3 protein-coding genes and 2 rRNA genes (1 of these 5 running past the window's edge) are annotated in these 11,406 nt (G+C 63.9%); all 5 read left to right on the top strand.

All coding sequences use genetic code 11. The features are described from left to right. Positions 1 to 1,724 (top strand): 23S ribosomal RNA (locus L1O02_RS27330) (it extends 1,168 nt beyond the left edge of the window). A gap of 148 nt (positions 1,725 to 1,872) precedes the next feature. Further along, positions 1,873 to 1,988 (top strand): 5S ribosomal RNA (gene rrf / locus L1O02_RS27325). A gap of 165 nt (positions 1,989 to 2,153) precedes the next feature. Continuing rightward, entirely contained in the window at positions 2,154 to 5,606 is a 3,453-nt protein-coding gene (gene recC / locus L1O02_RS27320; RefSeq protein WP_235759058.1) for an exodeoxyribonuclease V subunit gamma, read from the top strand. Continuing rightward, positions 5,603 to 9,295, top strand: a complete 3,693-nt coding sequence (gene recB, locus L1O02_RS27315; protein ID WP_235759056.1) for an exodeoxyribonuclease V subunit beta — start codon at positions 5,603 to 5,605, stop codon at positions 9,293 to 9,295. Before recC ends, recB begins: the two co-directional genes overlap by 4 nt. Then, a complete protein-coding gene (gene recD / locus L1O02_RS27310; RefSeq protein ID WP_060837402.1) occupies positions 9,292 to 11,373 on the top strand; it encodes an exodeoxyribonuclease V subunit alpha in 2,082 nt (693 codons plus the stop codon). Before recB ends, recD begins: the two co-directional genes overlap by 4 nt. Positions 11,374 to 11,406: the final 33 nt, after the last annotated feature.

Genomic DNA, 11,406 nt, shown 5'->3' with positions numbered 1-11,406 from the left:
GATGCGGTAGAGGAGCGTTCTGTAAGCCTGTGAAGGTGAGTTGAGAAGCTTGCTGGAGGTATCAGAAGTGCGAATGCTGACATGAGTAACGACAATGGGTGTGAAAAACACCCACGCCGAAAGACCAAGGTTTCCTGCGCAACGTTAATCGACGCAGGGTTAGTCGGTCCCTAAGGCGAGGCTGAAAAGCGTAGTCGATGGAAAACAGGTTAATATTCCTGTACTTCTAGTTATTGCGATGGAGGGACGGAGAAGGCTAGGCCAGCTTGGCGTTGGTTGTCCAAGTTTAAGGTGGTAGGCTGGAATCTTAGGTAAATCCGGGGTTCTAAGGCCGAGAGCTGATGACGAGTTACCTTTTAGGTGACGAAGTGGTTGATGCCATGCTTCCAAGAAAAGCTTCTAAGCTTCAGATAACTAGGAACCGTACCCCAAACCGACACAGGTGGTTGGGTAGAGAATACCAAGGCGCTTGAGAGAACTCGGGTGAAGGAACTAGGCAAAATGGCACCGTAACTTCGGGAGAAGGTGCGCCGGTGAGGGTGAAGGACTTGCTCCGTAAGCTCATGCCGGTCGAAGATACCAGGCCGCTGCGACTGTTTATTAAAAACACAGCACTCTGCAAACACGAAAGTGGACGTATAGGGTGTGACGCCTGCCCGGTGCCGGAAGGTTAATTGATGGGGTTAGCTAACGCGAAGCTCTTGATCGAAGCCCCGGTAAACGGCGGCCGTAACTATAACGGTCCTAAGGTAGCGAAATTCCTTGTCGGGTAAGTTCCGACCTGCACGAATGGCGTAACGATGGCGGCGCTGTCTCCACCCGAGACTCAGTGAAATTGAAATCGCTGTGAAGATGCAGTGTATCCGCGGCTAGACGGAAAGACCCCGTGAACCTTTACTATAGCTTTGCACTGGACTTTGAATTTGCTTGTGTAGGATAGGTGGGAGGCTTTGAAGCGTGAACGCCAGTTTGCGTGGAGCCATCCTTGAAATACCACCCTGGCAACTTTGAGGTTCTAACTCAGGTCCGTTATCCGGATCGAGGACAGTGTATGGTGGGTAGTTTGACTGGGGCGGTCTCCTCCTAAAGAGTAACGGAGGAGTACGAAGGTGCGCTCAGACCGGTCGGAAATCGGTCGTAGAGTATAAAGGCAAAAGCGCGCTTGACTGCGAGACAGACACGTCGAGCAGGTACGAAAGTAGGTCTTAGTGATCCGGTGGTTCTGTATGGAAGGGCCATCGCTCAACGGATAAAAGGTACTCCGGGGATAACAGGCTGATACCGCCCAAGAGTTCATATCGACGGCGGTGTTTGGCACCTCGATGTCGGCTCATCACATCCTGGGGCTGAAGCCGGTCCCAAGGGTATGGCTGTTCGCCATTTAAAGTGGTACGCGAGCTGGGTTTAGAACGTCGTGAGACAGTTCGGTCCCTATCTGCCGTGGACGTTTGAGATTTGAGAGGGGCTGCTCCTAGTACGAGAGGACCGGAGTGGACGAACCTCTGGTGTTCCGGTTGTCACGCCAGTGGCATTGCCGGGTAGCTATGTTCGGAAAAGATAACCGCTGAAAGCATCTAAGCGGGAAACTTGCCTCAAGATGAGATCTCACTGGGATCTTGAATCCCCTAAAGGGCCGTCGAAGACTACGACGTTGATAGGTTGGGTGTGTAAGCGCTGTGAGGCGTTGAGCTAACCAATACTAATTGCCCGTGAGGCTTGACCATATAACACCCAAGCAATTTGCTTAAGAAGCGAGTTGCGGTGTGTGAAGACGAAACGAACCGAAAGTTTGCACCGCTCACAAAGCACACAAACCTATTACATACCCATTCGCTGGCACGTTGCACAAGCAACGGACTGGCTACCGAATTTCTTGACGACCATAGAGCGTTGGAACCACCTGATCCCATCCCGAACTCAGAAGTGAAACGATGCATCGCCGATGGTAGTGTGGGGTTTCCCCATGTGAGAGTAGGTCATCGTCAAGATTAAATTCCGAAACCCCAATTGCGAAAGCAGTTGGGGTTTTGTTTTTGCGCTGCAGAAAAGTTGCGCTGCTGCGGCCGGCCATGACCGCTCGGCTGCGGCTGCCAGCACCCCGCGACAGTGCTAAGGTTCCGGCCTAGCTTTTTGCATTCTCCAAGGAAGCCTTTATGCCGGACGCCTCGTCCCTCACCCCCGGTTTTATGGTGGTTCACGGTAACCGCCTGGACGAGTTGCGCAGTCTGGTGGTCAGCTGGATGCGGCGTTACCCGCTGGCTCCCCTGGAAAATGAAATCGCCCTGGTGCAGAGCAATGGCATAGCCCAATGGTTGAAGCTGGCCCTGGCCGAAGACCCCGAGGAGGATGACTCCGGCGGCTGCGGGATCGCCGCGGCGATCGATGTGCAGTTGCCCGGTAGCTTCATGTGGCAGCTCTACCGTCTGGTACTGGGGCGTGATGAAATCCCGCCCAAATCCTTGCTGGATAAAGCCCCGCTGACCTGGCGTCTGATGCGCCTGCTGCCGGAACTGATCGACGAGCCCCATTTCGAGCCCCTGCAACGCTTCCTGACCCACGACAGCGATCTGCGTAAACGCTACCAACTGGCTGAGCGCCTGGCGGACCTGTTCGACCAATATCAGGTCTATCGAGCCGACTGGCTGGAAGACTGGTCGGCAGGGCGCCATCAATTGCGCAACGTTCGCGGCGAAGCCAAGGCCCTGACCCCAGCCAACTGCTGGCAAGCCGAACTGTGGCGAGCCCTGCTGGTGGATGTCGGCACTGAGGGCATGGCCCAGAGTCGAGCCGGAGTCCACCAACGCTTTATCGAGCGGATCAACAGCCTGGACCAGCCCCCCGCCGGCTTGCCATCCCGGGTGATCGTTTTCGGCATTTCCTCATTGCCGGCCCAAGCCCTCGAAGCCTTGGCCGGACTGGCGCGTTTCAGCCAGGTCCTGCTCTGTGTGCACAACCCCTGCCGTCACCATTGGGCGGATATCGTTGCCGACAAGGATCTGCTGCGCCACCAGTACAAACGTCAGGCGCGCAAAGCCGGCATGCCCCTGGCCCTGGATCCGCAAACCCTGCACCAGCACGCCCATCCGCTGCTGGCAGCCTGGGGAAAACAGGGACGGGACTACATCAATCTGCTGGACAGCTACGACGATCCCAACAGCTACCGCGCGGCTTTTCGCGACGGTCGCATCGACCTGTTCAGCGAGAGCGAACCGCGCACCATGCTCCAGCAGTTGCAGGACGACATCCTCGAACTGCGCCCCCTCAACGAAACCCGCGAACGCTGGCCCGCCGTCGATTTGCAGCAGGATCAATCGATCCGTTTTCACATTGCCCACAGTGCGCAACGGGAAGTGGAAATCCTCCATGACCAGCTACTGGCGCGCTTCAGTGCCGAACCCGAGCTGCGCCCCCGGGACGTGATTGTCATGGTGCCGGACATCGACAGCTACGCCCCGCACATCCGGGCGGTATTCGGCCAGTTGGAACGAGATGACCGCCGCTTCATCCCCTTCACCCTCACCGACCAGGGCCAGCGTGGCCGCGACCCGCTGCTGATTGCCGTCGAGCACCTGCTGAAACTGCCGGACAGCCGCTTTCCGGTCAGCGAGATCCTCGACCTGCTTGATGTGCCTGCGTTGCGCGCCCGTTTTGGTGTCGACGAAGCCGACCTGCCGACCTTGCATCGCTGGATCGAGGGGGCTGGTATCCGTTGGGGCATGAACGCCGAGCAACGGGCCGAACTGGGGCTGCCCCAGGAGCTTGAGCAAAACAGCTGGCGTTTCGGTCTGCGGCGCATGCTCCTGGGGTACGCCGTCGGCCGCTCCGCTGCCTGCGACGGCATCGAGCCCTATGACGAGATTGGCGGCCTGGACGCAGCGCTGATCGGTCCCTTGGTGGCTCTGCTGGATGCCTTGCAGATGGCCTACCAGCAACTCATCGAACCGGCGGTGCCCGCCCAGTGGGGCGAGCGCCTGCAGCAGTTGCTGCAGCTGTTCTTCCTGGCCTCTACCGAGCACGACGACTACCTGTTGGGCCAGCTTGAGGACCTGCGGGAAACCTGGCTGGAAACCTGCGAATCCGTCGGCCTGCAAGATCGGTTGCCCCTGACGGTGGTGCGCGAAGCCTGGCTCGCCGGCCTGGATCAGGGCCGCCTGTCCCAGCGCTTTCTCGCCGGCGCCGTGAACTTCTGCACCCTGATGCCGATGCGTGCCATCCCCTTCAAGCTGGTGTGTCTTTTGGGCATGAACGACGGCGATTACCCGCGCGCCCAGCCGCCCCTGGACTTCGACCTGATGGGCAGCGACTACCGCCCCGGCGACCGTTCACGGCGTGAGGATGACCGCTACCTGCTGCTCGAAGCCCTGCTCTCGGCCCGGGACCAGCTGTACATCAGTTGGGTTGGCCGTAGTATTCGCGACAACAGCGAACGGCCCGCCTCGGTACTGATCGGCCAGCTGCGCGATCATCTGGCCGGCGGCTGGCGGCTGGTGGACGAACAGGCATCGTTGCTCGACGCCCTGACCCAGGAGCACCCGCTGCAGCCCTTCAGTGCCCGCTACTTCCACGACAGCGACACACTGTTCAGCTATGCCCGGGAATGGCAGGTCCTGCACCAGGCCCACGAGCCCGCCATGGCCGTCCAGCCCCTTGAACCCTATGTCCAGGATGAACCCCTGAGCCTGGCTCAGTTGCAGGACTTTCTGCGGCACCCGGTACGGCACTTTTTCAGCCAGCGGCTCAAGGTGTTCTTCGAGGCCATGGACGCGCCCCTGGCGGACGAGGAGCCCTTCGTCCTCGATGCCCTGCAACGCTACAGCCTGAGCGACAGTTTGCTGGAAGCGGCCTTGAGCGATGCCGCGCATCCGGAGCAGGCCCTGCAGGCCCAGGCGCAGCGGCTGCAAGCCAGCGGCCTGCTGCCCATGGCCGGGTTTGGCGAGTGCCTGCAACGTGAGCTCATGGAGCCGTTGCCGGACCTGCTGCAGCGCTACCGGCAACTGCTGGACCTGTGGCCGACACCGCTGACCAGCGCCTTGCCGGTCAGCCTGGAGCTCCAGGGCGTGCGTGTGGAAGGCTGGTTGAGCAGCCTGCATCAGCGGGCAGATGGCGGGCTGTTGGCGGTGACCACCATTGCCAATGGCATCGGCTCGATCAAGACCCGCAAATGGCACCGCCTGATCAAACCCTGGATCAATCACCTGCTGGCCTGCGCCAGCGGCTACTCCCTGACCACCGCGCTGGTAGCCAGCGATGACAGCCTGTTGCTCGCGCCGCTGGAGCAGCAGCAGGCACGGACGATTCTCGGCAATCTGCTGCTGGCCTGGCAGGCGGGCATGCGCCAGCCGCTGCCGGTGGCGGTCAAGACCGCCTTTGCCTGGCTCGGGCAGAGCGATCCGGACAAAGCCGGCGCCGCCGCCCGCAAGACTTACGATGGCGACGGCCAGAACAGCGAGGGCGAGCGCCGGGAGACTCCGGCCCTAGCCCGGCAATTTGCCGATTACAACGCACTGATCGCCGATGAGACCTTCAGCGGCTGGGCCGAAACGCTCTATCGTCCCCTGCTGGACGCGCCCTGGCGTTCCGCCCTCGGCGAGGAGGCCGCGCAATGAGTCAACAAGCCCCCCTGGCCCTGGCCTTTCCCCTGCGCGGCAGCCAGCTGATCGAAGCCAGCGCCGGCACCGGCAAGACCTTCACCATCTCCGCGCTGTACCTGCGCCTGGTGCTGGGGCACGGTGGCGAGTCCGCAGGTTTTGGCCGCGAACTGCTGCCGCCGCAGATTCTGGTGGTGACCTTCACCGACGCCGCGACCAAGGAGCTGCGCGAGCGCATCCGTACCCGCCTGGCGGAGGCCGCGCGTTTCTTCCGTGACGAGATCAGTGCCCCCGACAGCCTGATTCTCGAGCTGCGTGAGCAATACCCTGCCGAACAGTGGGCCGCCTGCGCCAATCGCCTGGACATCGCCGCGCAATGGATGGACGAGGCCGCCGTCTCCACCATCCACAGCTGGTGTCAGCGGATGCTGCGCGAGCACGCCTTCGACAGCGGCAGTCTGTTCACCCAGACCCTGGAAACCGACCACAGCGACCTGCTGGGGCAGGTGCTGCGCGATTACTGGCGGCTGTTCTGCTACCCGATGCAGGGCGATGCGCTGAACTGGGTACGCGCCCACTGGGTCGGCCCGGCCCAGTTGCTGCCGCGGGTTCGCGCGCTGTTTGGCAGCGAGCATCGCGAGCCCTCGGCGCAGACGCCCGCCGAGTTGATCGAGGCTTGCCTGCAGGAGCGCCGGGAAGCCCTGGTGCAACTCAAGGCACCCTGGCGGCTATGGGCCGGGGAGTTGCGGGATATCTGCCTGCAAGGCGTGGCCAGCAAGAGCGTCGATGGCCGCAAGCTGCAGGCGCGCTTCTTCGAGCCCTGGTTTGAAAAGATCAGCGCCTGGGCCGAGGACGAGTCCGTTGAACAGTTGGACATCGGCACCGGCTTCACCCGCCTGACCCCGGACGGCATGAGCGAAGCCTGGAAGGGAGAGGCGCCGCAGCACCCGGCGCTTGAAGCCATGGCCGGGCTCAAGGCCAGCCTCGAGGCTTTGCCCAGCCCTGACGCCGCGGTCCTGCAGCACGCCGCGCAGTGGGTCGGTGAGCGCTTTGAAGAAGAGAAACGTCGCCGTGCCGAGATGGGCTTCGACGACATGCTGCTGCGTCTGGACTGCGCCCTGCACAGCGATGGCGGCGAGCGCCTGGCGACCCTGATCCGCGAGCAGTTCCCGGTGGCCCTGATCGACGAGTTCCAGGACACCGACCCGGTGCAGTACCGGATCTTCGAAAGCATCTACCGCATCGAGGCCAACGATCCCGAGACCGGATTGTTTCTGATCGGCGATCCTAAGCAGGCGATCTACGCCTTCCGTGGCGCCGATATCTACACCTACCTGCGGGCCCGCCAGGCCACCACCGGGCGCCTGCACACGTTGGGCACCAACTTCCGTTCCAGCCAGGCCATGGTCAGTGCGGTCAACCATGTGTTCCTGCAGGCCGAACAGCGTCCGCAGGGGCGCGGGGCCTTTCTGTTTCGCGAAGACGACGGCCAGAACCCGGTGCCGTTCCTGGCGGTGGCGGCCCAGGGGCGTAAGGAGCATCTGCAGGTCGAGGGGCAAGGGGTGCCGGCGCTGAACTTCTGGCATCTGCCGGCCGAGCAGCCACTGTCCGGGGCCCAGTATCGTCAGCAGCAGGCGGCGGCCTGTGCCAGTGCGATCGTTCAGATGCTCAATGGCGGCCAGCAGGGCCGCAGCGGTTTTGTCCGCGAGCAGCAACCCCTCAAGGGGCTGTTGCCGGCGGATATCGCCATCCTGGTCCGCGATGGCAAGGAGGCTCAGGCGGTCCGCGCTGAACTGGCCGCCCGCGGGGTGCGCAGCGTGTACCTGTCGGACAAGGATTCGGTGTTCGCCGCCCAGGAAGCCCGGGACCTGCTGGTGTGGCTCAAGGCCTGTGCCGAGCCGGATGTGGAGCGCCCGCTGCGGGCCGCCCTGGCTTCCTTGACCCTGAACCTGTCCCTGGTGGAACTGGAGCGGCTGAACCAGGACGAGCTGGCCTGGGAGGCCCGGGTCATGCAGTTTCGCGGATATCGGGCGATCTGGCGCAGCCAGGGCGTGCTGCCGATGTTGCGCCGCCTGCTTCACGACTTCCAGCTGCCCCAGGCGCTGATGGCCCGCAGCGATGGCGAGCGGGTGCTGACCAACCTGTTGCACCTGTCCGAGCTGCTGCAACAGAACGCCGCGGAACTGGACGGCGAGCAAGCCCTGATCCGTCATCTGGCCGAGCATCTGGCGCTGTCCGGGCAGGCCGCGGAGGAGCAGATCCTGCGCCTGGAAAGCGACGAGCAACTGGTCAAGGTGGTGACCATCCACAAGTCCAAGGGCTTGGAGTATCCCTTGGTGTTCCTGCCCTTTATCTGCTCCACCAAACCGGTGGATGGCAGCCGCCTGCCCCTGCATTACCACGATGGCGCAGGCAAGCCTCAGGTCAGCCTGCGACCGACCCCGGAGCTGATCGCGCAAGCGGACGAAGAACGCCTGGCGGAGGACCTGCGGCTGCTCTACGTGGCCCTGACCCGGGCCCAGCATGCCTGCTGGCTGGGTGTGGCCGACCTCAAGCGCGGCAATCACAACAGCTCGGTGCTGCACCTCTCGGCCCTGGGCTACCTGCTGGGCGGTGGTGCCCGGCTCGACGAGTCCAAGGGGCTGCTGCGCTGGCTGCTGGACTTGCAGCAAGGCTGTGACGCCATCGGCGTTGGCGAGCTGCCGGCCGCCGATGAGCAGCGCTTTCATCCGCCACGCAATGACGCCAGCCTCCTGGAGCCGCTGATCCCGGTTCGTCGTGCCGCGGAGAACTGGTGGATCGCTTCCTACAGTGCCCTGCGCATCAGCGACACCCTGGGCGCGGGCAGCAGCGAAGCCCCGGAAAACCCCCAGGCGCAGAAACTCTTCGATGATGAGCGGCTGGACCCTGAAGCCCCGCGTGAAGTCGCCGCCAGTGGTGGCGATATCCATCGTTTTCCCCGGGGCCCGAACCCCGGCACCTTCCTGCATGGTCTGCTGGAGTGGGCCGGGGAGGAGGGCTTTGCCGCAACCCCGGAGCAGATCGGCGACGCCATCGCCCGCCGTTGCAATCGCCGCGGCTGGCAGGGCTGGATCCCGACCCTCAGCGACTGGCTGCAGCACCTGCTGCAAGCCCCCTTGCCGGTGGGGGACGGACAGCCGCCGGTGGTGCTGGGGCAACTGACCCAGTACCGGGTCGAAATGGAGTTCTGGTTCGCCAGCCACAAGGTCGACGTACTCAAGCTGGACCAACGGGTGCGTCAGCAGACCCACCAGGGCGCGGCGCGGGTCACCGCCGAGCCGGTGCTGCTCAACGGCATGTTCAAGGGCTTTATCGACCTGACGTTCGAACACCGGGGCCGCTATTACGTGGCCGACTACAAATCCAACTGGCTGGGCGTGGACGACGCCGCCTACACCGAGCAGGCCATGGAACAATCGATTCTCGACAACCGCTACGACCTGCAATATGTGCTGTACCTGCTGGCCCTGCATCGCCAGCTCAAGGCCCGGCTGGCGGACTACGATTATGACCGGCACGTCGGCGGCGCCCTGTACCTGTTCCTGCGCGGCAGTCGTTCGGCGAGCCAGGGCGCGTATTTCGCCCGGCCGCCACGGCAGTTGATCGAGAGTCTCGACCGCATGTTCCAGGGCCAGCCCGAGCCGCCCAGGGCCGAGCCCGCCTGGGAGCAGGGAGTGCTGCTATGACCCCGGATCTGTTCGACTCCTCGACCGAAACGCCGGAGGTGCCGTTCGACCTGGCCCCCCTGGCCCGTGCCGAGGACCTGCTGCTGTTGCTCGAGCGCTGGGTCGAGCGCGGCTGGCTGCGTTCCCTAGACAAGGCCTTTGTCGGCTTTCTCCATGAACTGGACCCGGGCTGCGATCCGCTGGTGCTGATGGCCGCGGCCCTGACCAGTCACCAGCTGGGGCATGGGCATGTCTGCCTGGACCTGTTCGAAACCCTCAAGGAGCCGGATTTCGCCCTGTCCCTGCCCCCGGAAGGGGATTCGCAAAGCGGTGCCCCGGTGCTGCCGTCCCAGGTCCTGGCGGGACTGGAAGGCGCCCAGTGGTGCAAGGTCCTGGCCGGCAGCCGGCTGGTGGCCCTGGCGGCGGATCAGGGTGATGCGTCCCGCCAGCGGCCGTTGGTGCTGTCCGGCAAGCGCCTGTACCTGCGGCGCTACTGGGCCTATGAACGGCGCATCGACAATGCCCTGCGTCAACGCCTGGCGGTCACCGAGGCCACCCCGGAAAACCTGTCCCAGCGCCTCGACGGGCTGTTCGGTGTGGCCCGGGCCAGTGGCCCCATCGACTGGCAGAAACTGGCCTGCGCCCTGGCCACCCGCGGTGCCTTCAGCATCATCACCGGCGGCCCCGGCACCGGTAAGACCACCACTGTGGTGCGCCTGCTGGCCCTGCTCCAGGGCCCGGCGGTGGAAGCCCGCAAACCGCTGCGCATTCGTCTGGCGGCGCCCACCGGCAAGGCCGCGGCGCGTCTCACCGAGTCCATCAGCCTGCAGGTGCGCTCGCTGTCGGTGGCCGACGAAGTGCGCGAGAAGATCCCCAGTGAAGTGACCACGGTGCACCGTTTGCTGGGCAATCGTCCGGGCACCCGGCATTTCCGCCATCACGCCGGCAACCGCCTGCCTCTGGATGTGCTGGTGGTGGACGAAGCCTCGATGATCGACCTGGAAATGATGGCCAATCTGCTGGACGCCTTGCCCATCCATGCGCGTCTGGTGCTGCTGGGGGACAAGGATCAGTTGGCCTCGGTGGAGGCGGGGGCCGTGCTCGGGGACCTGTGCCGCGATGCCGAGGCCGGCTGGTACAACCCGCAGACCCGTGCCTGGCTGGAAGCGGTCAGTGGCGAACACCTGGGTGCCAGCGGCCTGCAGGAGGACAGCGGGCACCAGCATCCCCTGGCGCAGCAGGTGGTGATGCTGCGTCACTCCCGGCGTTTCGGCGAAGGCAGCGGCATTGGCCAGCTGGCGCGTTGGGTCAATCAGCAACAGGCCGACGAGGCCCGGCGCCTGCTGGCGGCCCGCAGCCATGCCGACCTGTATGGCCTGAGCCTCAAGGGCGAGCAGGATCGGGCGCTGGAGCGCCTGCTGCTGGAAGGCCATGGCGAGGGCCCGCAAGGCTACCGGCATTACCTGAATGTGCTGCGCAGTCAGCGTCCCGCCGCCGACACGCCCCTGGACGACCGGTGTTGGACCGAGTGGGCGCGCAATGTGCTGCTGGCCTTTGACCGTTTCCAGTTGCTCTGCGCGGTGCGCAAGGGGCCCTGGGGCGTCGAAGGCCTGAACCTGCGCATTACCCAGGCACTGTTCAAGGCCCGGCTGATCGACAGCGACCAGCTGTGGTACGAAGGCCGTCCGGTGCTGATGACCCGCAACGACTATGGCCTGGGGCTGATGAACGGCGATATCGGCATCGCCCTGAAACTGCCGGAGGCGCAGGGCCAGGAGCCGGGGCGCCAGGTGCTGCGGGTTGCCTTCCCGCGGAACGATGGCCAGGGCGGGGTGCGCCTGGTACTGCCGAGCCGGCTCAACGACGTGGAGACGGTCTATGCCATGACGGTGCACAAGTCCCAGGGCTCGGAGTTCGCCCATACGGCGCTGATCCTGCCCGATGCCCTGAACCCGGTGCTGACCAAGGAGTTGATCTACACCGGCATCACTCGGGCCAAGGACTGGTTCAGCCTGATCGAGCCCCGCGCCGGGGTCTTCGAAGAGGCCGTGCGGCGCAAGGTCAAGCGCCTCAGCGGGTTGATGCTGGAGCTGGACTGACGCCGATGTCTGAGTCTGGTGCCCGGCACCGTT

This window comes from Pseudomonas sp. BC42 (genome assembly GCF_021560055.1).
In the GTDB taxonomy this organism is placed as follows: domain Bacteria; phylum Pseudomonadota; class Gammaproteobacteria; order Pseudomonadales; family Pseudomonadaceae; genus Aquipseudomonas.
This window is presented reverse-complemented; position numbering and strand designations above follow the sequence as displayed.